The following is a 24,430-nucleotide window of genomic DNA, read 5'->3' on the forward strand; positions in this document are numbered from 1 at the left end:
AATCTATTGATTGGCTTTTTTATTATTTACGCTTCTGGAGCTGCGCTATATTGTTCAACTAATGGTTTTAATTCACCATTTTGGAACATTTCAAGCATGATATCGCTACCACCAATAAGTTCGCCATTTACCCAAAGTTGCGGGAATGTAGGCCAATTCGCAATTGCTGGTAAGATTGCACGAATATCAGGATTTTCCAAAATATTTACATATGCAAATGGACGACCAATTTGACTGAGCGCCTCTACAGCACGTGCAGAGAAACCACATTGTGGAAACTGTGGAGTGCCTTTCATGTAAAGTAAAACGGGATGCTTCGCAATTTGATCGCGGATTAACGCTTCAGTATCACGTGCTTGTTCAGTCATAAATAGATCCTCAACTAATCTAGCAGCATTATAGGGGGTGTTTACATCGCTTTGCAAACCACCTGATTACTTAAAGTTGCATTGAATCTTCAATATTTTATTGTATAAACCGAAGTGATAGCGAAAAGCGGACGAAATTTTAGATAAATGATTGATGAGACTTTTCATCAGAGCCAGTTTTTGCTTATATAAACCCTTCTTAAAACCTCATACAGACAGAGTTCGTTATGACTGATATTACCCTAGCTCCAATACAACCTGATCAACCATCACACTTAATGGCTACTTACGGTCGCCAAGCGATCAGTTTTGTACGAGGCCGAGGGTCATATCTATATACTGAAGATGGTAAAGAATATCTAGATGCCTTAACTGGTATTGCGGTATGTGGTTTAGGTCATGCGCACCCAGTTATTGCAGAAGCAATTGCTGAACAAGCTGCAACACTTGTGCACACAAGTAATTTATTTGAAATCCCTTGGCAAACTGCTGCTGCTCAGAAGCTTGCTGAGGTTTCTGGCATGGAAGAGATCTTCTTTTCAAACAGTGGTGCTGAGTCAAATGAAGGTGCAATTAAGATTGCTCGTAAATTTGGTACCCAACAAGGTGTACGTTTGCCAAAAATTATTGTGGCAGAACAATCATTTCATGGTCGTACTTTGGCAACACTTTCAGCAACGGGTAATAAAAAAGTACAAGATGGATTTGCTCCCTTGGTGAATGATTTTATTCGTGTGCCGTTTGGTGATGTGGAAGCAATTCAGGAAGCCGCTTTGCAGCATCCAGATATTGTTGCAATTTTGATTGAGCCAATTCAAGGTGAGGGTGGTATTAATACCGCTCCTCAAGGCTTTAGCTATCTTGAGGAAGTTCGCAATATTTGTAATCAGCATAACTGGCTTATGATGCTAGATGAAATTCAAACAGGTAATGGGCGTACTGGTAAATATTTTGCATATCAGCACACCAACATTGTGCCTGATGTCCTGACGACTGCGAAAGGACTTGGAAATGGCTTTCCAGTAGGTGCTGTAATGACACAAGGTAAAGCTGTTGGTTTGTTGGGACCTGGTAGTCATGGTTCTACCTATGGCGGTACTGTACTAGGTTCTCGTGTGGTTTATACAGTCATTGATACAATTCAAAAAGAGAATGCTGTAGAAAATGCGGCGATAGTAGGACGCTATATTGTTGATCAACTTCGTGCAAAGTTAGCTGATAAGAATGTTCAAGTGCGTGGTTTTGGTATGATGATTGGTATTCAATTACCTAAAGACTGTGCTGAACTGGTTGCTATTGCTCGTGATCAACATAAGCTTATTATCAACGTTACAGCAGGTTCGGTAGTTCGTCTATTACCGCCTATTAATATGACTCAAGTGCAGGCCGATGACTTGTTAGAGCGTTTAGTTACTTTGATTAATAGCTATCTTTAAGTTTTAGTATAAAAAATGGGCACTTAATATGCCCATTTTTTATTTCAAAGCATTACCCAGAGATATACTGCTTTAACTGTTCAATTAAGTTTTTCTGATCTTCCATTGCTGCTTTTACCAAGTCACCGATAGAGATAAAACCAACTAATTTTTCATTGTCCAATACTGGTAAATGGCGTAAGTGGCGATCTGTCATTAACTGTAAACACTCTTCAACTGTGTTGTTTAGACTTACAGTAAGTACTTTAGATGTCATAATTTCAGCGACTGTAGTGCTATATGAAGAACGTTCCATAAGCGTCACTTTTCGCGTGTAGTCACGTTCAGATAAAATTCCGACAACTTTTTCACCTTCAGCTACGACTAATGCACCAATTCCTTTATCAGCCATGATTTTAATGGCTTCAAGGACAGTGGCTTCTGGAGAAATTGTAAAAATATCTTGCTCTGATTTGTTTTTGATTACTTGTGCAACGATTGTCATTTCTTCTATCCCGTGTTTTATCATTTTGTTTTAAATTAGCTTGATTTTATAAAAATGCAAAGACTTGATAGTCATTCAAATACAAGTTTTACACTCAAGCGTTCAAAAAGCATTCTATATAGTGGTTAAGAACCTAAAGAAAACTTTAGGCTTCTTGCCAGTTCGGATGTTTAAAAAAGAAATGATGCATTTGCTGAGTAGATAATTTTAACTTCCTGTGAGAAGAATTAAACAAAGCGGGTGTAACGTTGAGTCGGGTTAATGTTGGCAATAAAGATTCATGAAAATCTTTGGGGGTAATTCTTCTTGGTTTGTAATGTGGCCAATGTTCTTTGGCGTAGCAGTGAGCTTGCAATCCATTGAGCCAGAAAGGAAAAATAAAATCTTCCTGATCTGATTTAATTGCCCAACCTTGATGAAATAATCCCCAAAGAACTCCACAGTACATCATGGTTCTTAAAATATAAATCTTAATCATCAAGTCTTTTGAAACCGGTTGTAGATTGCTTAAACTATTCATTGTCAATTTAATGGTTCTTAACTTGTCTTGCTTATTATAGAAAAAATAGATGACATTTCAGTTTAAACAGGTATCAAATCGTAAACAAATATTCCCAGCTAAAGAAAAGACCACCTGAGCAAGACAAAGCGATTAAGCTTTGGTGAAGCGTAAGAAGAGATAAGGGATGAATTGGTTTATATCAAATTTTTACAAGCATAAAAAAACGCCACCTAAGTGACGTTTCTTTATGCTTGCATTGTGGCTAACTTTTGCCAATATTGTGCTTTAAGTGAGTCACGTTCAACACGGAAACCTTGATAATACAATTCTGCTAAGAATAGAGCAGCTTTACCATGCCCAGCGCGAGCAACTTCTTCTAACTGTGTAACTGCATCTTGAAAGTTCATTTGAGAATGAATTGTGTTTACTGCAGTTGCATATACATGTTCTAAATCATGATGAGAGATACGTTGAATCATAGAAAACTCCTTATTGTAATTATGATTACTTTTTTCTAAAGGCCACTGCCTTTAAATTAATTTAACTTAGAATTATTAAACTAATATTACAAATTGATGGATTTGTCAACTATTAGTGCATATCGCTTAGTTCACTATTAGGATACATGATTAAACATTATTCACAAATAATTTTGATTAAAATCAATATGAGAATAAAAGACAAGGAGAATAAAATATGACAAATACAATCGATGGCTTTGTTTTTGATACTCCACCTAAAGAGGAACAAATCATAGAACTGGCCCATTATCACCGTAAATTATTAGATGAAGCTATTTTCCATGAGGAAATCCATTTAGGGGATTACTGTCTTGCACAGCGCAAAAGGGTATTTGATTTTGCAGGACATTTAGAACCCACCCAAAAAAACTGGTTTTATCAAGTTTATGATGGGGAGCTTCGAAAAATTGCCGATGAAGACGAGTTGCATCCAGCAGATGCAGAAGAAGGGTTAAGTATTTTTGCCATGTTTTTAGTCTTGGTTATTATTGCGGCAATTTTATACTTTTCCGTCATTCGTTCACTAATAAGTTAAGCATACTATCCAGTAAGGTACGATTATTAACCTTACTGGATGTTTGATCTTGTGCTTATGTGCATTGAACCCTACACTACACTAATTCGAGGTAGGTCATGCTCATATTCAAACAAAATTTTCTTAAATTAAAGTCTGAGTTAAAAGTTGATCAATGTTTTAACCTGTTTGTGGTTATTGTCATTGGCTGTATTTTTGTGCTGTCATATTTAGCATTACTTCGGCCTATTAGTCCGGATCAATATCAACGAATTGTACAACTTTCTCATCAGGCGACTTATCCAAGAACTCAAGACATGGCTGAGTTGCTTATAGCTCAGTCAGAAATTCATCGAGCTGAGTATTTAAAGTTAATGCATGCTTACCAATTTGAGGGTGCTCATATTAAGCAATATCCGGCACTCGCTCAGGAAGATACTCAGTAATTGGGTTAATCAGGCTAAATCTTGGTTTCCAAAGCTTTTTGAGCACTATTGTGGCAGGCAAAATTTTGAATTTATGCTAAACTTTCTCTTTTTAAACGCGCTGCTTTTCAAGGAATCCGCATGGAGCAACAATCGAATATGCAAAATAAATTCTTGATAGATGCTGAGATCGGTGATGACGATGTCACATTACCTAATTTACCTGCTATCGATGTTCCCATCGTTGAATCTCCTGTTAAATCACAAGAAAACATTCAAGTAGCCAAAGTTGAATCGGCTTCAACAGAAACAGCGGTTGAACAACCAAAATCTGGTTTTTTTGGCCGGATGAAAGAAGGTTTAACCAAAACTCGTCGTAATTTTGCTGATGGAATGGTCAATATCCTGATCGGTGGAAAGGAAATTGATGATGAATTACTGGAAGAAGTCGAAGAGCAATTATTGGTTGCAGACATTGGTGTTGAGGCAACTAAAACGATCATTACCAATTTAACAGAGCGTACTGCTCGTGGTGATTTGATCTATTCCCACTCTCTTTATAAAGCTTTACAAGAAGAGTTGGTTGCTTTGTTGGCTCCACGTGTTAAGCCTTTGCATATTGATCCGAACAAATCACCCTATGTGATTTTAATGGTTGGGGTGAATGGTGTTGGTAAAACCACAACTATTGGTAAATTAGCGAAACGTTTGCAAGGTGAAGGTAAAAAAGTGATGTTGGCTGCTGGTGATACATTCCGTGCCGCAGCGACAGAGCAATTACAGATCTGGGGTGAACGTAACGATATCGCTGTTGTAGCTCAAGGTCATGGAGCTGATAGTGCCTCTGTTATTTTTGATGCCTTTGAGAGTGCTCGTGCTAAAGGAATTGATGTATTAATCGCAGATACAGCAGGTCGTTTACATAATAAAAGCAACCTGATGGAAGAACTTAAAAAAGTTAAGCGCGTTATGCAAAAAATTGATGCGACTGCACCTCATGAAATTATGTTAGTCGTAGATGCGGGTACAGGGCAAAACGCGATTAACCAAGTGCAAGAGTTTGACCAGACTGTGGGTTTAACTGGTATTACAATTACCAAGTTAGATGGAACCGCGAAAGGGGGCGTGCTCTTTAATATTGCAAGCCGTACCCATGTGCCAATTCGTTTCATTGGCGTCGGTGAAAAAATTGATGATTTAAGACCATTCTCGGCTAAATCATTTGTTGCTGCGCTGTTTGAAACTGATAAATAATTGGTTGTCAGCAATAAAAAGCTTCACTAAATGGTGAAGCTTTTTTATATCTATATCTTTTTTTATTGTTGCGAAAATAAAACGAACTGTCATATTTTTAATGCTGATTATAAAAAATGAGTTCAATACACTGTATTCATTCCCAAACAACGGCCCATGGTCAATCAAATAGGTAGGAAATAACAAAATGTCTACTTTCTTAGATAAAATTAAAAACCGTCGTACTATTTATGCAATTGGTAAAAATGTTGCATTAGATCGCACTAAAATTGAAGAGACAATTCGTGAGGCGGTTAAACATAGCCCTTCAGCTTTTAACTCGCAATCTTCACGTGTGGTGACATTATATGGTGAATCTCATGCTAAATTCTGGAATTTAGTTCGTGAAGCATTACGTAAAATTGTTCCTGCAGAAGCTTTTGCTGGTACAAACACAAAAATTGATAGCTTTGTAGCGGGTGCTGGTACGGTTTTATTTTATGAAGACCAAGCTGTTGTTAAAAATTTACAAGAGCAATTCGAATTATATGCAGATAACTTCCCAGTATGGTCTGAACATTCAAGCGCGATTGCTCAATTTGCAACTTGGACTGCGCTTTCAGAGCTTGGTTTAGGAGCATCTTTGCAGCACTATAACCCGATTGTTGATGCTGAAGCAGCTGAAGCATTTGATGTGCCTGCAACTTGGAAATTACGTGCTCAATTAGTATTTGGTTCAGTTGAAGCACCAGCAGGCGAAAAAGCATTTATTAATGATGCTGATCGTTTCAAAACTTTCAACTAATTGAAAGTTAAAAAGAGCACCTATTTAGGTGCTCTTTTTTTTATGTCTTTAGAATTAATAAAAGGACTAAATAAAATGGAAATTGATGAAATTCAATTATATATTTAAAAATAATAAATCTGAAAATTAGCCAACAACTGCACTGTCATAAAATAGTCACAATCATATTGCATATTGCTCATGATTTAATAGCTTATCAAATACAGAGAAAGAAACAGATGACTTTAAGATTAGGTGTTGCTGCAATTGGTTTATTACTCAGTGGTTCAGTATTTTCAGCAGTTACAATTACAGCACCAGAGGAAATTGTAATCCTTGCGGTAAATGGTCAAGAAGTCAATTCTGGGTTATTTCGTTCATCTAAAAATAACTATAAAGTCGATGCGGGTGAGACTAGCTTAAGCGTGCGTTACCAAGAATATTTTGAACATTTAAATGGCGAGCATGACATTGTTAAATCTGGTGTAGTCACAATTCAAACACCTGCATTGCAAGATGGGAAAACTTACAAGCTTTCGATGGTAGATGTCCCTAAGGACTTTGAAAATGCGAAAAAATATGCTGAACAACCAACAGTTGCTTTGTACAGTGCAAATAATGAATTAATTGTGAAACAAACGGGCGCAAACAATGAAGCAAAACCATGGTTTGCAACTGGCTTACTGGGTAAAGTAACTGACTTTACGACTAAATCATCTAAACCACAGCCTGAAGCAGTGTATGCATCGGCTAAACCTACTTCTGCTCAAGTTGTTGTACCAGCTCCAACTTCTATGCCAGTAACAGGGGTAGCACAAACGAATGATCAACGGTTAGTGGAAACTTGGCAGAAAGCTTCTAAAGCTGAGCGTCAAAAATTTATGGCATGGTTAGCTGAACAATCAAATTAATCAATTGCTATTTAAAATAAAGCCGATTTAATATCGGCTTTATTTTTAGAATTTTTATAAATAGCCTAAGTATAATTTTATGACTAATCTAAATTTCCGTTTAGCTCAATTCGCTGATATTCCACAACTCGTAGATTTAATTAATAAGTCTTATCGAGAACAACAAGGCAGAAGTTGGACAACTGAGCTTGAGTTTGTAAAAGGGCAACGTATTACAGAACTTCAATTAAAAGAACAGCTACAACTTTCGAATTCGACATTATTGGTAGGGGAAAGTAACTCTTCCAAAATTGTTGCATGTATTGGACTTACATTTGAAAACAATCAGGTTGAGGTTGGGACATTCTGTACAGATCCTCATGTTCAAAATATGAGAGTGGGTCGTTCTGTTTTAGAATATGCGGAGCAATATGCATTGAAAGAAGTTCCCCATCTGACCAACGCCGTAATGTATGTGCTAGATGTACGTTCAGAGTTGATTGCTTATTATGAACGACGTGGATATGTGAAAACGGATAATGAACAGCCATATCCAGTTGAAGCAAATGTAGGGGTACCAATAGTACCTATTAAATTGATTGAAATGAAAAAAGACCTCAAATGAGGTCTTTTTTGTTTAGGTTAGAAACCAGATGTAATAGCCTAAAAGCATGAGAGGCCAAGCCACCCATGGACTAAATAACCATTTCCATAACCAGAAGTTGGGTACAAAACCCACTCCATAAATAAAGCCACCAGAAATACCGATCATCACCAACATGAGTTGGCTATGATTGTAGTGTCCGTTAGCATCTAACATGAGTGAAGGGTAAACCAGCAAAATTGCAGCAAGAGGTAATGCCAACAGAAATGAAAGGGCCATTGCGAATGCTTGAACTTTTCGATGATTTGATGCTGTCATTGCTTTTGCCATGATTTATTCCTCATCTAAGTTTTGATGGTGCTCGATATAAAGTGCACTGAGTACACCTGCAAAACATGCCATCAAAATGCCAAGGATCCATGCGAAATACCACATTTGCTTCTCCTTAATACAAGCTATGCGAGTTTGACTCGATGTGTTTGTTGGTAATGACTCCCCACATTTTGTAATAAGACCAACTGGTATAGATCAAAATGAGTGGTACAAAAATGCCAGCAGCTACAGTCATAACGCCTAAAGTAAGGTGGCTTGAAACAGCATCCCACATCGTCAAGCTAGAATTAGGATTAATGCTAGATGGCAGTAAGAACGGGAATAGTGCAAAACCTGCGGTTAAAATTGCTCCTACAATCATTAAACTTGTACCAGTGAAACTTAAGCCTGCTTTTGCTTTTGAAGCTGCAATAATTGCAATGATTGCGCCTAAGATTGCAAGAACTGGAGCAACTTTAGTAATTGGATAGGTACTGTAATTGTTCATCCAACCAGGGTTGCTATTGGTAACTACCTCTTTTGCTAAAGGGTTGAGTGCAGCATTTGGATCAATTGCTACTGCATAGCTATAACCGGGTATTTGACCAAAATACAGCCATGCTCCGATAACAAGAAAACAAGCCAAAAATATCATTGCCATAATCTGGGTTGCTTTGGCAGAGCGTTGCTTTAAAGCATCGTCGGTACGCAACATGAGCCATGCACCGCCATGGGCACAGAGCATTGATAGACTGACAATACCGCAAACTAATGCAAACGGATTTAAAAGAGCAAAAAAGCTGCCAGTATATTCAGAGCGTAAAGTGTTATCTAAACCAAAAGGTAAGCCTAGAAACAAATTACCAAAGGCTACACCGAACACAAGCGCTGGAACAGCACCGCCAATGCATAGGCCCCAGTCCCAAGAATTACGCCATTTGGTATTTTCAAGTTTGGAACGATAATCAAAGCCGACTGGTCGTAAGAAAAGGGCGAATAAAACCAGTAGTAATGCCCAATACATACCAGAGAAAGCTACAGCATATACCATTGGCCATGCAGCAAATAATGCACCACCTGCTGTAATAAACCAAACCTGATTGCCATCCCAGTGAGGAGCGATCGTGTTAATGGCCGCACGTCGTTCGTTATCAGTTTTCCCAACGAAAGGCATGAGAGCCATGGAACCCATATCGAAACCATCAGTGAGAGCAAAGCCGATCAGAAGTACACCAACTAACACCCACCAAATGATTTTTAATAGTTCATATTCAATCATGATAAGGCCTCCCCATTAACAGCTGCTTTTGGTTCTTGCTTTTCAAAATGATATTTACCAGTGTGCAGAGAGCTTGGCCCTAGACGAGCAAACTTGATCATTAAGTACATTTCAATAATTAAAAGTGCGGTATAGAACGCTGCTAGTGCAAGAATCGAACCCCATACATCCCCACTACTTAAACTAGACGTAGATAGGTGTGTTGGTAAAATTTCACCAATAGACCACGGTTGGCGGCCACCCTCAGCTACATACCAACCAGTTTGCGCAGCGATCCAAGGAAGTGGCAGAGCAAACAATGCATATTTAAGTAGCCAAGGTTTATTTTCAGCATTTCTTTTTGCTACAGCCCAAGTTGCTAAAATGAAAAGTAATAGCATTAAGAAGCCAGAGGCAACCATTGCTCGGAAAGAGAAAAATAGTGCTGTAACATTTGGAACAGTATCTTTTACAGCAGCTTTAATATTTTGCTCATTTGCATCAACTACATTTGGTGCATATTTCTTAAGAAGTAGACCATAACCTAAATCTTTTTGATTTTTTTCAAACGAAGCTAATAACTCTGGTGAGCGATCACCCGCACGTAGTTTTTCAAGTTCAGCATAGGCAAGCATACCGTTGCGAATACGAACTTCGTGCTGCTGCATGAGATCTTTTAGACCAGTAACTTCTTTGGTTGTTGAACGGGTTGCAATTAAACCTAATGCATATGGAATTTTAACTGCATAATCTGTCCGCATTTCTTCATGGTTCGGTACGCCGAATAAAGTAAATGGAGCTGGAGCAGGGTGAGTATCCCATTCAGCTTCAATTGCAGCCAGTTTAGTTTTTTGAACATCCCCTAATTCATAGCCAGATTCATCACCGAGTAAAATCACTGAAAGTGTAGATGCAAGACCGAAAATCGCAGCAATTGCAAATGAACGACGAGCGAAAGGAAGATCACGTTTTTTAAGCAAGTAGTAGCTTGAGATAGCTAGTACGAAAATCGCACCAGTTACATAGCCTGCTGATACAGTGTGTACAAATTTAACTTGAGCTACGGGGTTAAAGATAAGCGCGCCGAAATCGACTAGTTCCATACGCATAGTTTCAAAGTTGAATGCAGCACCTACAGGGTTTTGCATCCAGCCATTCGCCACTAAAATCCACAGCGCTGACATGTTAGAACCGAGCGCAACTAACCATGTTACACCTAGATGCTGAACCTTAGTTAAACGGTCCCATCCAAAGAAGAATAAACCAATAAATGTCGACTCAAGGAAGAATGCCATAAGGCCTTCAATTGCTAATGGCGCACCAAAAATATCACCTACATAATGTGAGTAATAAGCCCAGTTCGTTCCAAACTGAAACTCCATGGTTAAGCCAGTCGTTACCCCTAACGCAAAGTTAATACCAAATAATTTTCCCCAAAATTTAGTCATATCCTTGTAAATTTCTTTACCGGAAATGACATAGGTGGTTTCCATGATGGCAAGGATAAATGCCAAACCTAAAGTTAAAGGGACGAAAAGAAAGTGATACATTGCGGTCATTGCAAATTGAAACCGCGAAAGATCAACCACGCTTTCAGAAATCATCAACGTGTCTCCTTAATGTTGGAAATGTTATCGCCAGCAATATGCTCGGCGACCTGATTGTCAAAATTTTTGGGGATGGTGGGAGCATCAAACCAAATATGTTTAATCGTTAAAAGAAGCACTATTTTTATTATTAAAATAATGGTGATTTCTTTAATTAAACGACTATTAAGATTTTGAAAATTAAGGCTCATTAATTAAACCTCATTTGATATTAATTTTATTATTAATCAAAATATAATAAAAATAAACAATAAATATATTTTAAATGGATATTTAAATAATTAATTTATAAAAAACAAATAGTTAATATTTGAAAAATAATACCATACTAAAATAGTTTGAATTGATTATTAATTCATACTAAAACACTTGTAAATAAAATTATTAAGTTGATTAAAATGGTTTGTTTTAAATTTAATTCCGACTGAAATGGTTGTATATAATATTTGTTAATTTTATTTCTAACTAAAATGGTCGGGATAATAAATAATTAATTAAAAAAGAAAATAATAAAATAAGGCCGTAATAAAGCCTGCAAAAAAGCAATAATGGATGAGAAGAATTATTAAGAATTAATCGGGTGCGAAAAGATCGTTTGAGATAGAGATTTTTTTGGCTACATAATGGCTTTTATGCACTTTGACAAGAATGACTTGGGAATATAATTCGAGTTCACCATATTCTGGTTCTACTTGAACATAGTGAAGTTGACCAAATTCATCACGTACGCGTGCTTGAGCAGAAAAACCTGGTCTGGCATTACCACTGGAAATAGTCGCTAATCGCCCTAAAAGGTTATAGTTGGTATGTGTAAGCTTCGGCTTAATCACTTGGTCAAGGCAGTGAATCATGAACACAGTAAAAAAGATTGCGATCACAAGTGCTGGGACGATTAAATAAAATGGTGAAATAAAATAATGCTGTATTGCGAAGAAAGAGAGTTGTAAAAAGTAACCTGCATAACTGAAGTTGATGAGTAAAAAAACGAAAATTAGAGCTTTAGAAAATTTAACATTAAGTAGTGGTGAGTTAGAAAGCCAATCCGGTGCAATTTTTTTAAGTAACTGACTTGGACGGAGTCCAATATACATACCAATGGTTTCTACCACGCTGAGCAATATCAAAGCCACTACACTTAAGTGAAATGGCATAAGATAATAATTGAAAAAGAAATCAGCCATGGCAGAAACTCTAATGTTTATAGCTTCAGTCTACGATATAGATACCGCCATCTGAATGTACTTTAAGCTCAACTTTATTTAAAAAATCACCTAAACATGGTCCTGAAATACATTCGCCTGTTTCCACAGTAAATAAAGCACCATGAGTAGAGCACTGGATGTATTCTTGGTCTTGATCGAGAAATTGATTTTCTAAATATTCAAGTTCAGTTTGTAGGTGAGGGCATAAATTCTGATAAGCATAGAATGCACCGTCACGTTGCGTAACGAAAATAGTAGTTCCTTGTAAAGTGTCAAAAGCCCTAGCTTCGCGCTCAGGAACTTCTTCCGTCATACAGATCCTTTCCATTTTAAGCACATTCCTTCTGAAAATTTTCAAGAAGTTTAGCATAATCATTTACAGCTAAACGTGGTCCGAATTGAGAGACTACTTCACTTGAAATTAAGATGGCTAACTGAGCCGCAGCATTCAAATCTTGGTGATGGTTTAGGGCATAAAGGAACGCGCCTGCAAATGCATCGCCTGCACCATTTGTATCCACTGCTTCTACGTGGCGTCCCGCAACATGGAAATGTTGAGTTGGGTTAGAAACTAAAGCACCTTTGGCACTTTGTGTAATGACTACGGTATGATTTTTAAAACGTAATTGAGTAAGAGCATCTTCTACAGAAGTTGTATTGGTATACATTAAGGCTTCTTGCTCATTACAAAATAGTAAGTCTACGCCATCATCCATAAGTTCTTCCAAGCCTTCACGAGCGTATTGCACCATGGCAGGATCTGAAAGAGAGAGGGCAATTTTAACGCCATTTGCTTTTGCAATTTCTCTTGCTTGTTTTACAGCTTTACGAGCCGTTTCACTTGTAGAAAGATAACCTTCAATATAAAGCCACTTTGCTGTTTTTAATGGTTCAAAGTCGATTTGATCTTGAGAAAGTTCAGCAGTAATACCCAAGTAGGTGTGCATAGTGCGTTCAGAGTCAGGGCTAATTAACACCATACATGTGCCAGTTACGCCTTCACTGATCGATTTTGGTGTGGTCTGGATGCCAGCTTCATTTAGACCTTGTAGGTAGATCGCACCTAAATCGTCATGACCAACACGGCAACCATAAAAAGCGCTTCCACCTAATGCACTAAAAGCTACAGTCGTATTTGCTGCAGAACCGCCACTTGCTTGACCTTTGTAGTCTTGATGCTGTTTTAACTCTGCATATAGAGCAGACTGAGTGTCACTATCGGACAACTGCATTGTGCCTTTTTGCAGGCCTTGTTGATTAAGAAAATCATCAGACACTTTAAATTCTTGGTCGATTAATGCATTACCAATTGCAAAAAGATCTACAGTTGTCATATGTGTTGTCACAAATAAAAAAATCAGGTAGTTAAGTTTACACCATTGCTTGGATTTGCTGTAGTTTGTTGAATAAAATTCAGTTAATTCAAAGATAAGTGGAGAAATATTGTTGTCTGAATATTCTTTAGATCAATTCTTGATACAAAAACTTGATAGATTGCCTACGCAAATTGTTGAATTAAGCTTAATTTCTCAAAGTGAGGGTTTTAAATTTATCAATAGATTGGTAAGTGAATATCAATCTGGCCAGAACTGTTTTGATGAGGTGGGAGAGGCTTTGTATGGTATGCAATATGCTAATCAGTTAATTGCCATTGGTGGAATTAATACTACTTTAAATAAAGACGTGGGTAGGTTGAGACGATTTTATGTACATCCTGAATATAGACGGCAGGGTGTAGGTGAATTATTACTTAGATCTGTAGAAGAGCACGCTAAACAATATTTTAATCAAATAGTTTTATATACAGACACTCATAGAGCAGCTGTTTTTTATAAGAAAATGGGGTATTCCGAGACAAATATGCCGAATAGTAATTTTTCTAAAAAAATAAGATGATTTTTTAACTCAGGTTTGATTTAACAAGGCCATTGAATTCATATTTTTAATAAATATTATCAATTAATAATGATTCTTGCTAATATTTACAAATACACTGTATTTCATTGAAACTTCGCATGAAATTTTTCGTAGCGAACTTACATGAAGCGTTCTATTTTATTTATTTCATCAGTTGGGGTGATGACAAGCCATGTATATGCCGTAGAGGCAGAGCAACAGGCTGTAACGAACCTTCCAACAATTTCAGTAAAAGCTGAGAAGGAAAAAAGCTTAAAACAAGAAGTGGGACAAGCATCAACTGCAACTAAAGGACTTATGCAGTTAAAAGATGTTCCTCAAATCGTAAATGTGGTGCCTAAACAAGTTTTAAGAGAGCAAACTGTCACCTCAATGCAAGGTGCCTTGCAAAACGTTGCTGGTTTGAGCTTTAGTGTGGGGGATGGGCAGCGTGATCAGGTCATGATTCGTGGTTTTTCTGCAATTACAGATAACTATGTAGATGGTATTCGTGATGATGCCTTGTATTTTCGAGATATGTCGAATGTTGAGCGTATTGAAGTATTAAAAGGGCCAGCTTCTGTATTATATGGACGTGGTTCTGCTGGTGGGTTAGTCAATAAAATTAATAAAAAACCAATGGATGAATCTTTGCGTGAAGTCAGTCTTATTGGTGGCACAACAGGTCAACGCCGTGCAGAAGTCGATGTGAATGAAAAAGTAGCAGAGAATGTTAAGATTCGTTTAACTGGCGCAGTTGAAGATTCAGATGGCTATCGTGATCAGGCCTTTTTAAAACGCCAAGCGGTTGCTCCGTCTTTACAGTGGGATATTACAGATAAGACAAAACTTTTAATTCAGGCTGATTATTTGCATGATAATCGTTTAGCAGATCAAGGTTTTCCGACAGATCCAATTACAGGTAAACCTGTTAAAACAAATCCTAAAACTTTTTATGGTGCATTAAACGGTAAAGAAGTTGGTGATGTTGATACTGAAATCTCAAGCCAAACCATAAGCTTAGACCATGAGTTTAATGATAATTTAAAATATCATGGGGCAGTTCGTCATTATAACTATTCATTAGACCGCCAATACAGTGTTGATTCACATCCCGCTGATAAGTCACAAATTACTTTGACTCAAAATAAACGTCTGCGTAATGAAGATGGCGTGTATGTTCAGCAAGAATTAAGTAGCTTATTTAGTACAGGGTTTTTAAAGCACAATACCTTGATTGGTGCCGAGTATAGTAAGCAGCACAAAGATGAAATACTTTGGCAAGGGGCTAAAACAACTACTGATTTGTATAACCCTGAATTAGAGTATTGGGCACCCATCAATACGGGCACAACAGATGCACGTAATAACAATAGTAACACCTTTGAAAACTATGGCATCTATCTGCAAGACTTAATGACAGTTACAGATCAGCTTAAAGTTTTAGTTGGTTTGCGTTACGACAATTTGTCACAAGATCGTAATGATAAAGTGAAATCTCAAATATTAAATAGAACTGATAACACCTATTCTCCACGAATCGGGGTGGTTTATCAGCCAGTAAGCAATATTTCCCTTTATACTTCTTATAACCGATCTTTCCAGCCTTTAGCTGATTCATTTGTTTTATATCAAAATAGTGATGATTTGAGCCCAACAAAAACTGAAAATGTTGAAGTTGGTGCAAAATGGGATGTAAATGATCAATTAAATGTGACATTGGCTTTATTTGAAATGAGCCAAACGAATATTCAAAACCAAGATCCAGCAAATCCAAATCAAGCATTGTTAGCAGGTGAGCAAAAAACCAAGGGTGTTGAGCTTTCTTTAACAGGTCAATTGACTGATCAATTGTCAGTATTAGCTGGTTATTCTTATATGGATGGTAAAATTGAAAAATCGGCTATTGGACTGACAGGCAATCATTCTTCGCTTACCCCAAATAACACTGCAAACTTATGGTTGAAATATCAACTTAATGATCATTGGTATGCGGCTGTTGGTGGACGTGGCGAATCATCACGTTTTAGTGCTCCAGATAACAAAAACGTTTTGCCTGGGTATGCTGTTGTAAATGCAGCAGTAGGCTATCAAAGTGAACATTATGATGTGAACCTGAACTTAAATAATCTATTTGATCGCGATTACTTTGTTTCAGGTCATAGTAACGCAAATGATTCAAACATGATGGGCGATCCATTAAATGCTCAAATTGCACTTCGTTATCGTTTTTAAGTAAAAGTTTTTCTAAAAGCTCATCGACTTGATGGGCTTTTTTATTTATTGGGTAATATATAAATAGAATTAAAAGCTTTTGTTCTGGTAGGATAAAACATTCATGGCTATGTGCTTGATATCAAAGCCGTGCCAATGAAAACTAATACTCAACAAAAACATAGTATTTTACTTGGCTTTTGTTCGCCAATCTCAAGCTGACTCAGGCTATAATGAGACTTATTCACTTATCCGATATGTTAGGAGATCACATGACTGTAGATGTCACTGAAACCATTTCTCAAACTGTTCACCCTGCGTTTCAGTTGCTACGTCAGCACCATGTAGAAGCATTAGATATTTTAGTGTCTGAATATAAGCATAAAGTTACAGGTGCTGTGCATTATCACTTGGCAACTGACTATGATGAAAATGTATTTCTTGTTGCTTTTAGAACACAACCTATGGACTCTAAAGGCACGGCACATATTTTAGAACATACCGCTTTGTGTGGATCTGAAAAGTTTCCGGTACGTGACCCGTTCTTTTTAATGATTCGCCGTTCTTTAAATACGTTCATGAACGCATTTACAGCAGCAGATTGGACTGCGTATCCATTTGCTACTCAAAACAAAAAAGATTTCCAAAACTTACTTTCTGTTTATCTTGATGCGGCATTTGCTGCCAACTTGAATCCGCTTGATTTTGCTCAAGAAGGTATTCGTATTGAACTTGAAAATGGGCAACCTGTTTATAAAGGTGTGGTCTTTAATGAAATGAAAGGTGCGATGAGTGCGCCATCTGACCAACTTTATCACCAGTTGGCTCATCATTTATTTCCTGAAACGACCTACCATTACAATTCAGGTGGTGATCCGAAAGATATTCCTGATTTAACGTATGAGCAGTTAGTCGAGTTTTATAAGACTCATTACCATCCAAGTAATGCGGTGTTTATGACTTTCGGGAATCAAACAGCTTATGAGTTACAAGAGCAATTTGAAAAACTAGCTCTAAATAAGTTTTCTGCGGGTACAACTTTATATTCTAAGCCTGAAAAACGTTTAGCTGCGCCAATTGAAGTAACAGAAAATTATGGCGTTGATAGTGATGATTTAAAAGATAAAACTTATCATGTCTTATCTTGGTTATTACCTGAAGCAAACGATGTTAAATTGCGTTTGGGAATGCGTTTAGTTGAAGGAATTTTATTAGAAAATTCAGCTTCACCTCTGCGCCATTATTTAGAAACGTGTGGATATGCTCAATCAACCGGTCCATTAATGGGTGTAGACGACAGTAACTTTGAAATGACTTTCTATTGTGGTGTTCAAGGTTCAAACCCTGAACATGCTGAAATCTTTAAAGATGGCGTTTTAAATATTTTACGTGATGTCGCTGCAAAACCAATTGATAGCGATTTAGTCGATGCAATTTTACATCAAATTGAATTACATCAACGTGAAATTAATGGTGATGGTACACCATATGGTTTAAGTCTAATTTTAAATGGCTTAAGCGGTGCGATTCACCATAATGACCCAATTCAAATTTGGGACGTTGACAGCGCAATTGCGCAAGTTAAAGAAGAATTGAAAGACCCAATGTGGTTATCAAATCTGATTCAAACGCATTTGCTAGACAACCCACATCGCGTACAGATGACTCTAGTTCCAGACCCAACAAAATCTGTAAAAGAGCAAGAGGCAGAAAAAGCACGTTTAGCTGCTATTGGTGAAAAATTAACAGATGCTGATAAGGCTGAAATTATTGCTAATACCAAGGCTTTAGAGGAGCGTCAGGATACTCCAGATAACCTTGAACTATTGCCAAAAGTAGGCTTGGAAGATGTACCTGCTGACTTGCATATTGTGCAGGGGCAATTGCGCGAGATTCTCTGCAATCGCATGGATACGCCGTTGAATTTGTATCATGCTGGTACGAATGGTATTTACTATCAACAAGTCCTCATTCAGATTCCTGAAGATATTGTAATGTCACCTTATTTCAATTTGCTTTCTATCTTGATGGGCGAAGTGGGCGCAGGTGAGTATGACTATCTTGAGCTGCAAAACTTACAAACAGCTGTAAGTGGTGGTTTGGGAATGGGGGCTTCTTTACGTAGTAAAGTCGACGATAAAGATAAAATCAGTGCTTGGTTAACGTTAACAACTAAATCTTTAACTCAAAAAAATGATGCAATTCATTTATTAAAGTTAGCATTTGAACAGCTTCGTTTTGATGAGAAAGAGCGCATTATTGAGTTATTGCAACAGCGTAAAACACGTTGGCAGTCTCGTTTGTCTGGCGCAGGTCATAGTTATGCAATGCAAATTGCATCACGTAATATGAGTGCCTTGGCTCAACGTGATTATCAAAACACTGGTTTAGGTGCATTAAACTGGTTGGGTGAGCTTGTTACTAAAATTACCCAAGATGATGCAGCTTATGATGAGCTAATTTCAGAATTAAAACGTATTCATCGTAAATTATTGCAAGCGCCTAAACAGTTCTTGCTTGTATGTGAAGAACATCAGTCTGAACGTTTGGTTGAAGAAATCCAAAATGTTTGGGATAAACTAAACGTCGATGCAACTGCAACAGAGTTAACTCACGTAGAACAAGCAAATGATAATAATCATGAAGCATGGTTAATTCAGGCAAATGTTCAGTTCTGTGCTTCTGCTTATCAGGCTGTCGATGTATCACATCCAGATGCTGCTCCGTTAATGGTATTGGCAGCTTATTTGCGTAATGGGTTCTTACACAGTGCCATTCGTGAAAAAGGCGGTGCGTATGGTGGCGGAGCAAGTTATGATGGAAATGCATGTTCATTCCGTTTTTATAGTTACCGTGACCCACGTTTAGCAGAAACTTTCAAAGACTTTGAAGCAAGTGTGCAATGGTTATTAAATGCGGAACAACAGCCTCATCAGCTTGAAGAAGCGATTCTTGGACTCGTTGCAAGTATGGATAAACCAGGTTCACCAGCGGGTGAGGCGATTACTGCATGTTATGCATTGTTGCATGCAAGAACACCAACTTTCCGCCGTACCTTACGTGAACGCTTACTGCATGTAACATTAGAGGATTTACAACGTGTTGCTCGTCAATATTTGGTTGAGCAAACTCCTGTAAAAGCTGTAGTTGCGCCATTTGCAAAACGCGATGAATTGCAGCAATTAGGTTTTACCATTCAACAAGTTAATTAAAATAAAAATTGGAGATGAACATGGCGTTCAGACAATTTGAACGCACATCTTTACAGCTAAGCATGGGAATTGTGCTTAGCTGTTTGTGTGCGTCTGTGACATATGCTGACACCTTGGCACCTGTAACCCCTGCGACAGTAGATGCATGTGTTGCTCTTGCTTCGAATGCCGATCGTCTGGCTTGTTATGACTCTGTATTTAAACCAGCAGCTTTACCAGTTATTCAAGCTGCGGCTGTACCAGAGCCTGTTAAAAAAATTGATGCACCTGCTGTTCCACCTGAAACCTTTAAAGAGAAGGTGGTAGATACAGTGAGTAATATCAAAATAATTGGTAAAGCACCAAAACTTGAACCTACTACTTCTTTACTAGATCAACGTTGGGAGTTGTCTGAAAAAAGTAAATTAGGAGTTTGGAATATCCGTGCTTATCAACCGGTCTATTTGCTGCCTGTATTCTGGACCAGTGATAAAAATGAGTTCCCACACAGCCCAAACCCCAATAATACGGTGACAGAAGATCAAAATCTGAAATCGACAGAAAGTAAATTTCAGATTTCTTTAAAGACCAAAGCTTGGGAAAATATTTTTGGCAACAATGGTGATTTGTGGGTAGGTTATACACAATCTTCACGTTGGCAGACATTCAATGCTGAAGAGTCTCGTCCTTTCCGTGAAACGAATTATGAACCTGAAGCAAGTTTAATGTTTAGAACGAACTATGAATTGCTTGGTTTAGATGGTCGTTTACTTGGGGTTACTTTAAATCACCAATCAAATGGTCGTTCAGATCCATTATCTCGTAGCTGGAACCGCGTAATCTTTAATGTGGGATTAGAGCGTGGTAACTTTGCTTTAATGCTTCGTCCGTGGGTGCGCATTGAAGAAGACAGCAAGGATGATAATAACCCTGATATGGAAAATTACATCGGTCGTGGTGATTTAACAGCATTTTATAAGTGGAAGGAAAATGACTTCTCTTTAATGCTGCGTCATTCTTTGAAAGGTGGTGATGATTCTCATGGTGCTGTTCAATTTGATTGGGCTTTTCCAATCAGTGGCAAACTGCGTGGACACTTCCAGTTGTTTAATGGTTATGGTGAAAGTTTAATTGACTATAACCATCGAGCAACTTACGCCGGCTTGGGTGTTTCACTCATGAATTGGTACTAAGTCCTTACTTGTAAAAATGCCGCTTTTATAGCGGCATTTTTATTAACCAATTTGAATGTTGGCTTGAGGGTGTTTGAGTCGACTTTTTTTCGGAGTGGCAATTAAATATGCCAGTGTTAATGGACCGAGTCGCCCAGCAAACATCAATAAACTTAAAATGAATAAACTACCATTATGTAGTTCTGGCGTGATTCCGCGAGAAAGCCCTACAGTACACGCTGCTGAAACAACCTCAAACAACAAGTTCATAAAGTCTGCTTTAGGCTCTAAAAGCAAAATAATAAAGAATCCCATGAAAATGAGTATGCTCGTAATTGCAGTGACTGCTAATGCCTTATAGGTAGTTTCATGTGAGACTGAATGATTAAAAATTCTAATTTCATCTGTGCGCCGTAAAAATGAAATAACACTGAGCACTAAAATTACAAAGGTTCCAACTTTAATTCCACCCGCTGTACTGAGTGAACCGCCACCAATAAACATAAGCAACATCATGAGTAAGGAGCTGCTGTTGGTCATTGCGCCTGTATCAATGGTATTAAATCCTGACGAGCGTGGAACAGTGGCTTGAAACCAAGCATTTAATGCTTGATCACCGATACTGAGCATTCCTAGGGTATGAGGATTTTGAGCTTCTAAAGCCCAAATTAAAATAAAGGCAATAATATTAATCACTGTAATAGTGGTAAGAATTAGCTTGCTATTCGGCGTGAGTTTTTTCCATTTTTTATTTTGCTTAATGTCCATGAGAACCAAAAAGCCCAGCCCGCCTAAGGTATAAAGTATGCTAACAGTTATACAAATAATATAATTGCTTTGAAAACTTATTAAGCTATTGGAAAATAATGAAAAACCAGCATTGTTAAATGAGGAGATACTGTAAAAAATCGCATAGTACAATCCACGTGCAAAGCCGAAAGTCGGTGTAAAAGCAATAGTGAGGATAATTGTACCAATAAGCTCAAAAATAAGGGTGTAAGTGACAACTCCCTTAGCAACAAAAGTAACCTTTGATAGGCTCGTTTGTCCGAGACTATCTTGTGCCATCATTTGTTGTTTAAGGCCAACTTTGGGTGACAAACTTAATGCAGCCAATATGGCAAAAGTCATAAAACCTAATCCACCAGATTGAATGAGCAATAAAATAATAGTTTGCCCGAACAGTGTAAAAGACTCATGAATATTTAAAACAGATAAACCGGTGATTGTGACTGCTGAGGTTGCTGTAAAGAGCGCATCCATCCAGCTCACATGACCTGTATTGGCAAACGGCAGTTTTAGTAATAACGTGCCAAAAATAATAAAGCCCAGAAACCCCAGTGCCAAGAGTGAAGGAGGGCTTAAATTTAATGTTTTATGGGGCTTGGGATATATAGACATATTCTAGATTTCGTTTCTTATATGAAGCAATTAGAAAGTTTCTTTAACTGCGGTAAATGACCTTCTAAAATAAGAATATCATGAGTTTGCAAGGTGAAATTTTCTTCGGTCTCAAACAAAATTTGCTGCTGTCTTTTTACGAGCAATGTCTTAACCTGTGGTGCTTGCTGCATAATGCCATATAAATTAATGCCATTAAGTTTTTCAGGAATTTCAATTTTAATAATGTAGTGGTCATCGTCTAGGGACATATAACGACTAACCATTGGATAGTTTAGGGCTTGAGCAACGCGTACCCCCATATCTTCTTCAGGATGAATAATTTTATTGATATTGAGATGTGACAAAATGGTGTGATGTGCTTTGGTTTTTGCTTTTACCCAAACTTTGTCCATACCTAAATTTTTTAAATTCAGTACACATAAGATACTTGCTTCAATATCTTCACCAATTGCTACAACAACTGCATCACAATTTTGAATATTAAGTTCATCGAGTACGTGTTCGTCAGTTGCATCGGCAATGACGGCATGAGTTAAAACGTTGGCAAGATTTTCAACATTCTTTTTTACCGTATCAATGCCAATAACATCATGATTTAATTTTGTGAGCTCTTGAGCAACAGTTGCTCCGAAACTCCCTAAGCCAATGACTGCAAACTGTGCCATGTTGGTCCTTGTTTCCTGATTAGACGTTTATTTTTAAGGATATTTTCTTTGAGATAAAGAGAGGCAATGTAAATATGATGGGAATATTAAAATAATTGTAAGAATAAGCCGACAAATTTGTCGGCTTATTTATCAAAATCGAAGATTATTTCAAGAAACGTTTGTAGCCAACATTATTCGTAATTTCTGCATACGGATAGCTAATCTGCTCAAGAGTTTCAATTAAGCCATCAGGATTTTGTTTCGCATCGGTCGCTTGTAAACCGACTAATACACGTCCTTCTGCTGCACCGTGGTTACGGTAATGGAATAGCGTAATATTATGGGTTGGGCCTAAACGAGTTAAGAAGGTTAGGAGGGCACCTGGACGTTCAGGAAACTCAACGCGGAATAATCTTTCATCATCCAGATTTGCATGACCGCCAATCAAATAACGAATGTGTAACTTGGCAACTTCATCATCAGATAGATCATCTACCACATAATTTTGTTGCTTCAATTGTTCTAAAATTTCATGGCGCTCAGCGTCACCACCTTTTAAGCTAATACCAACAAAGACTTGCGCTTCTTCTGTGTTGTTCGCTCGGTAGTTAAACTCGGTAATATTACGGCCTTGTAAAGCGCGACAGAAGCCTAAGAATGCACCTTTTTCTTCTGGTAGTGTCACCGCATAAATGGCTTCACGCTGTTCACCTAACTCGGTACGCTCAGCAATATAACGTAGACGGTCAAAGTTCATGTTGGCGCCACATACAATCGACACAATGTTTTTATTGCTGATTTTATGTTCGGTAATATATTTTTTGATACCAGCGAGGGCCATTGCGCCAGATGGTTCAACAATGCTGCGGTTTTCATCAAAGGTATCTTTTATTGCTGCGCAAATTTCATCTGTGTTTACAGTTACAATATCAGGGTCAACAATTGGACCAGAATTATCAGACTTACGCAGACGAATAATATCAAATGGTAAAGCACCAATTTGTGCAACGGCAGTACCATCTGCAAACAAGCCTACATGTGGCAAGATTACGCGTTCATTTGCTTCTAAGGCTGCTTTTAAGCATGCAGATTCTTCATATTCAACGCCAATAATTTTCACGTGAGGTGCAACTTCACCAAGGTAAGCTGCTACGCCTGAAATAAGGCCACCACCACCTACAGCAACAAACACATATTCTACATCACGCCATTGACGTAAGATTTCATTTGCAATAGTACCTTGACCAGCAATGACAAGTTCGTCGTCATAAGGTGGAATAAATACAAGGCCTTCAACTTCGGCACGTTGTTGAGCATATTTATTTGCTATATCAAAACTATCGCCATGTAACACAACTTGACCACCCAAGCGTTTAACTGCTTGAACTTTAATATCAGGAGTTGTGCTTGGCATAACAATAATCGCTGGAATTCCTAAACGTTGACCTGATAATGCTACGCCTTGAGCATGGTTACCAGCAGATGCACAAATTACCCCACGTTCGAGTTGTTCTTTAGGTAATTGGCTAATACGGTTATAGGCACCGCGTAATTTAAAAGAAAAAACAGGTTGTAAATCTTCACGTTTAAAACGAATAATATTATTTAATTTTTGACTAATTCGTGGAGCTGCTTCGAGAGGTGTTTCAATTGCAACATCATAAACCGTTGCTTGTAAAATTTGTCGTACCACACGAGACAGCATGTTCATCTTCCCTATAACAGTTTAAAATAGGAAGTTATTGTAGCAAACCCCTGTGCATTTG

Annotated in this window: 26 protein-coding genes; 11 read left to right on the forward strand and 15 right to left on the reverse strand. The window is 37.7% G+C overall.

The window, feature by feature from the left end; translation table 11 throughout:
- Positions 1-26: 26 nt before the first annotated feature.
- A complete protein-coding gene (gene grxD, locus HL290_RS03770; protein WP_004643080.1) occupies positions 27-368 on the reverse strand; it encodes a Grx4 family monothiol glutaredoxin in 342 nt (113 codons plus the stop codon).
- A gap of 227 nt (positions 369-595) precedes the next feature.
- On the opposite strand from grxD, the gene HL290_RS03775 reads away from it, so the two are divergent.
- Positions 596-1,804 (forward strand): aspartate aminotransferase family protein, encoded by a 1,209-nt coding sequence (locus HL290_RS03775; protein WP_198495635.1) that lies wholly within the window; start codon positions 596-598, stop codon positions 1,802-1,804.
- 52 nt (positions 1,805-1,856) lie between these two features.
- Here HL290_RS03775 and HL290_RS03780 read toward each other — a convergent pair whose 3' ends face one another.
- The 3 genes from HL290_RS03780 to HL290_RS03790 form a co-directional block, all read right to left on the reverse strand.
- On the reverse strand, positions 1,857-2,288 hold the full coding sequence (locus HL290_RS03780) for a CBS domain-containing protein (RefSeq protein ID WP_004791938.1): 432 nt from the start codon (positions 2,286-2,288) through the stop codon (positions 1,857-1,859).
- A gap of 145 nt (positions 2,289-2,433) precedes the next feature.
- The gene (locus HL290_RS03785) at positions 2,434-2,808 is read right to left on the reverse strand and encodes a DUF2750 domain-containing protein (RefSeq protein ID WP_198495636.1); all 375 of its coding nucleotides are present in this window, start codon (positions 2,806-2,808) and stop codon (positions 2,434-2,436) included.
- A 227-nt stretch (positions 2,809-3,035) separates the two neighbouring features.
- Positions 3,036-3,269, reverse strand: coding sequence for a hypothetical protein (locus HL290_RS03790; RefSeq protein WP_003652111.1), 234 nt, complete (start codon positions 3,267-3,269; stop codon positions 3,036-3,038).
- A 217-nt stretch (positions 3,270-3,486) separates the two neighbouring features.
- Here HL290_RS03790 and HL290_RS03795 point away from each other — a divergent pair, with 217 nt between their 5' ends.
- From HL290_RS03795 to HL290_RS03820, 6 genes are all read left to right on the forward strand, one after another.
- Positions 3,487-3,846, forward strand: a complete 360-nt coding sequence (locus HL290_RS03795) for a hypothetical protein (protein ID WP_003652110.1) — start codon at positions 3,487-3,489, stop codon at positions 3,844-3,846.
- 98 nt (positions 3,847-3,944) lie between these two features.
- Positions 3,945-4,271, forward strand: coding sequence for a hypothetical protein (locus tag HL290_RS03800; RefSeq protein WP_004643075.1), 327 nt, complete (start codon positions 3,945-3,947; stop codon positions 4,269-4,271).
- A 120-nt stretch (positions 4,272-4,391) separates the two neighbouring features.
- Positions 4,392-5,504 (forward strand): signal recognition particle-docking protein FtsY, encoded by a 1,113-nt coding sequence (gene ftsY, locus HL290_RS03805; RefSeq protein WP_198495637.1) that lies wholly within the window; start codon positions 4,392-4,394, stop codon positions 5,502-5,504.
- A gap of 187 nt (positions 5,505-5,691) precedes the next feature.
- On the forward strand, positions 5,692-6,288 hold the full coding sequence (locus HL290_RS03810; protein WP_004643073.1) for a nitroreductase family protein: 597 nt from the start codon (positions 5,692-5,694) through the stop codon (positions 6,286-6,288).
- Between the two features lie 218 nt (positions 6,289-6,506).
- Positions 6,507-7,178, forward strand: a complete 672-nt coding sequence (locus tag HL290_RS03815) for a DUF2057 domain-containing protein (protein ID WP_056480552.1) — start codon at positions 6,507-6,509, stop codon at positions 7,176-7,178.
- A gap of 79 nt (positions 7,179-7,257) precedes the next feature.
- On the forward strand, positions 7,258-7,782 hold the full coding sequence (locus HL290_RS03820) for a GNAT family N-acetyltransferase (protein WP_198495638.1): 525 nt from the start codon (positions 7,258-7,260) through the stop codon (positions 7,780-7,782).
- 12 nt (positions 7,783-7,794) lie between these two features.
- Here the strand turns inward: HL290_RS03820 and HL290_RS03825 are convergent, their stop codons facing one another.
- From HL290_RS03825 to HL290_RS03860, 8 genes are all read right to left on the reverse strand, one after another.
- On the reverse strand, positions 7,795-8,094 hold the full coding sequence (locus HL290_RS03825) for a cyd operon YbgE family protein (RefSeq protein ID WP_080593069.1): 300 nt from the start codon (positions 8,092-8,094) through the stop codon (positions 7,795-7,797).
- On the reverse strand, positions 8,095-8,196 hold the full coding sequence (gene cydX / locus HL290_RS03830) for a cytochrome bd-I oxidase subunit CydX (protein ID WP_000270276.1): 102 nt from the start codon (positions 8,194-8,196) through the stop codon (positions 8,095-8,097).
- A gap of 10 nt (positions 8,197-8,206) precedes the next feature.
- A complete protein-coding gene (gene cydB, locus HL290_RS03835; protein ID WP_198495639.1) occupies positions 8,207-9,352 on the reverse strand; it encodes a cytochrome d ubiquinol oxidase subunit II in 1,146 nt (381 codons plus the stop codon).
- A complete protein-coding gene (locus HL290_RS03840) occupies positions 9,349-10,935 on the reverse strand; it encodes a cytochrome ubiquinol oxidase subunit I (RefSeq protein ID WP_198495640.1) in 1,587 nt (528 codons plus the stop codon). Before HL290_RS03840 ends, cydB begins: the two co-directional genes overlap by 4 nt.
- Positions 10,935-11,129: a cytochrome oxidase putative small subunit CydP gene (gene cydP, locus HL290_RS03845; RefSeq protein WP_003652097.1), complete on the reverse strand. Its 195-nt coding sequence runs from the start codon at positions 11,127-11,129 to the stop codon at positions 10,935-10,937. Before cydP ends, HL290_RS03840 begins: the two co-directional genes overlap by 1 nt.
- 381 nt (positions 11,130-11,510) lie before the next feature.
- Complete coding sequence (locus tag HL290_RS03850) at positions 11,511-12,119, reverse strand: OB-fold-containig protein (RefSeq protein WP_003652096.1); 609 nt, start codon at positions 12,117-12,119, stop codon at positions 11,511-11,513.
- 25 nt (positions 12,120-12,144) lie between these two features.
- Positions 12,145-12,453 (reverse strand): Rieske (2Fe-2S) protein, encoded by a 309-nt coding sequence (locus HL290_RS03855; protein ID WP_003652095.1) that lies wholly within the window; start codon positions 12,451-12,453, stop codon positions 12,145-12,147.
- 16 nt (positions 12,454-12,469) lie between these two features.
- Positions 12,470-13,474 carry an adenosine kinase gene (locus HL290_RS03860; RefSeq protein ID WP_198495641.1) on the reverse strand — a complete coding sequence of 335 codons (1,005 nt, stop codon included), beginning with the start codon at positions 13,472-13,474 and terminating at the stop codon, positions 12,470-12,472.
- A 112-nt stretch (positions 13,475-13,586) separates the two neighbouring features.
- On the opposite strand from HL290_RS03860, the gene HL290_RS03865 reads away from it, so the two are divergent.
- The 4 genes from HL290_RS03865 (at position 13,587) to HL290_RS03880 (ending at position 20,634) form a co-directional block, all read left to right on the forward strand.
- Positions 13,587-14,036: a GNAT family N-acetyltransferase gene (locus HL290_RS03865; protein WP_198495642.1), complete on the forward strand. Its 450-nt coding sequence runs from the start codon at positions 13,587-13,589 to the stop codon at positions 14,034-14,036.
- A 144-nt stretch (positions 14,037-14,180) separates the two neighbouring features.
- Positions 14,181-16,271 (forward strand): TonB-dependent receptor, encoded by a 2,091-nt coding sequence (locus tag HL290_RS03870; protein ID WP_198495643.1) that lies wholly within the window; start codon positions 14,181-14,183, stop codon positions 16,269-16,271.
- A 251-nt stretch (positions 16,272-16,522) separates the two neighbouring features.
- Entirely contained in the window at positions 16,523-19,462 is a 2,940-nt protein-coding gene (locus HL290_RS03875; RefSeq protein WP_198495644.1) for an insulinase family protein, read from the forward strand.
- A 20-nt stretch (positions 19,463-19,482) separates the two neighbouring features.
- Positions 19,483-20,634, forward strand: a complete 1,152-nt coding sequence (locus HL290_RS03880; RefSeq protein WP_198495645.1) for a phospholipase A — start codon at positions 19,483-19,485, stop codon at positions 20,632-20,634.
- Positions 20,635-20,676: 42 nt separating this feature from the next.
- Here the strand turns inward: HL290_RS03880 and HL290_RS03885 are convergent, their stop codons facing one another.
- The 3 genes from HL290_RS03885 to ilvA all read right to left on the reverse strand — a co-directional run bounded on the left by HL290_RS03885 (position 20,677) and on the right by ilvA (position 24,375).
- Complete coding sequence (locus tag HL290_RS03885; RefSeq protein WP_198495646.1) at positions 20,677-22,014, reverse strand: TrkH family potassium uptake protein; 1,338 nt, start codon at positions 22,012-22,014, stop codon at positions 20,677-20,679.
- 17 nt (positions 22,015-22,031) lie between these two features.
- Entirely contained in the window at positions 22,032-22,682 is a 651-nt protein-coding gene (locus HL290_RS03890) for a potassium channel family protein (RefSeq protein ID WP_017392252.1), read from the reverse strand.
- A gap of 145 nt (positions 22,683-22,827) precedes the next feature.
- Positions 22,828-24,375 (reverse strand): threonine ammonia-lyase, biosynthetic, encoded by a 1,548-nt coding sequence (ilvA, locus tag HL290_RS03895; protein ID WP_170834049.1) that lies wholly within the window; start codon positions 24,373-24,375, stop codon positions 22,828-22,830.
- Between the last annotated feature and the right edge of the window lie 55 nt (positions 24,376-24,430).

This window comes from Acinetobacter sp. AC1-2, assembly GCF_016124155.1.
GTDB lineage: Bacteria > Pseudomonadota > Gammaproteobacteria > Pseudomonadales > Moraxellaceae > Acinetobacter > Acinetobacter calcoaceticus.

Bases quoted from the DNA above. Each gene is read 5' to 3' on its own strand.
- HL290_RS03790 (WP_003652111.1), bottom strand. From the start codon at position 3,269: ATGATTCAACGTATCTCTCATCATGATTTAGAACATGTATATGCAACT.
- HL290_RS03800 (WP_004643075.1), top strand. From the start codon at position 3,945: ATGCTCATATTCAAACAAAATTTTCTTAAATTAAAGTCTGAGTTAAAA.
- cydX (WP_000270276.1), bottom strand. From the start codon at position 8,196: ATGTGGTATTTCGCATGGATCCTTGGCATTTTGATGGCATGTTTTGCA.
- HL290_RS03885 (WP_198495646.1), bottom strand. From the start codon at position 22,014: ATGTCTATATATCCCAAGCCCCATAAAACATTAAATTTAAGCCCTCCT.
- HL290_RS03850 (WP_003652096.1), bottom strand. From the start codon at position 12,119: ATGGCTGATTTCTTTTTCAATTATTATCTTATGCCATTTCACTTAAGT.
- HL290_RS03780 (WP_004791938.1), bottom strand. From the start codon at position 2,288: ATGACAATCGTTGCACAAGTAATCAAAAACAAATCAGAGCAAGATATT.
- ilvA (WP_170834049.1), bottom strand. From the start codon at position 24,375: ATGAACATGCTGTCTCGTGTGGTACGACAAATTTTACAAGCAACGGTT.
- HL290_RS03890 (WP_017392252.1), bottom strand. From the start codon at position 22,682: ATGGCACAGTTTGCAGTCATTGGCTTAGGGAGTTTCGGAGCAACTGTT.
- ftsY (WP_198495637.1), top strand. From the start codon at position 4,392: ATGGAGCAACAATCGAATATGCAAAATAAATTCTTGATAGATGCTGAG.
- HL290_RS03870 (WP_198495643.1), top strand. From the start codon at position 14,181: ATGAAGCGTTCTATTTTATTTATTTCATCAGTTGGGGTGATGACAAGC.
- HL290_RS03785 (WP_198495636.1), bottom strand. From the start codon at position 2,808: ATGAATAGTTTAAGCAATCTACAACCGGTTTCAAAAGACTTGATGATT.
- HL290_RS03775 (WP_198495635.1), top strand. From the start codon at position 596: ATGACTGATATTACCCTAGCTCCAATACAACCTGATCAACCATCACAC.
- HL290_RS03880 (WP_198495645.1), top strand. From the start codon at position 19,483: ATGGCGTTCAGACAATTTGAACGCACATCTTTACAGCTAAGCATGGGA.
- HL290_RS03875 (WP_198495644.1), top strand. From the start codon at position 16,523: ATGACTGTAGATGTCACTGAAACCATTTCTCAAACTGTTCACCCTGCG.
- HL290_RS03820 (WP_198495638.1), top strand. From the start codon at position 7,258: ATGACTAATCTAAATTTCCGTTTAGCTCAATTCGCTGATATTCCACAA.
- HL290_RS03840 (WP_198495640.1), bottom strand. From the start codon at position 10,935: ATGATTTCTGAAAGCGTGGTTGATCTTTCGCGGTTTCAATTTGCAATG.
- HL290_RS03860 (WP_198495641.1), bottom strand. From the start codon at position 13,474: ATGACAACTGTAGATCTTTTTGCAATTGGTAATGCATTAATCGACCAA.
- HL290_RS03810 (WP_004643073.1), top strand. From the start codon at position 5,692: ATGTCTACTTTCTTAGATAAAATTAAAAACCGTCGTACTATTTATGCA.
- HL290_RS03855 (WP_003652095.1), bottom strand. From the start codon at position 12,453: ATGACGGAAGAAGTTCCTGAGCGCGAAGCTAGGGCTTTTGACACTTTA.
- cydB (WP_198495639.1), bottom strand. From the start codon at position 9,352: ATGATTGAATATGAACTATTAAAAATCATTTGGTGGGTGTTAGTTGGT.
- HL290_RS03795 (WP_003652110.1), top strand. From the start codon at position 3,487: ATGACAAATACAATCGATGGCTTTGTTTTTGATACTCCACCTAAAGAG.
- HL290_RS03815 (WP_056480552.1), top strand. From the start codon at position 6,507: ATGACTTTAAGATTAGGTGTTGCTGCAATTGGTTTATTACTCAGTGGT.
- cydP (WP_003652097.1), bottom strand. From the start codon at position 11,129: ATGAGCCTTAATTTTCAAAATCTTAATAGTCGTTTAATTAAAGAAATC.
- grxD (WP_004643080.1), bottom strand. From the start codon at position 368: ATGACTGAACAAGCACGTGATACTGAAGCGTTAATCCGCGATCAAATT.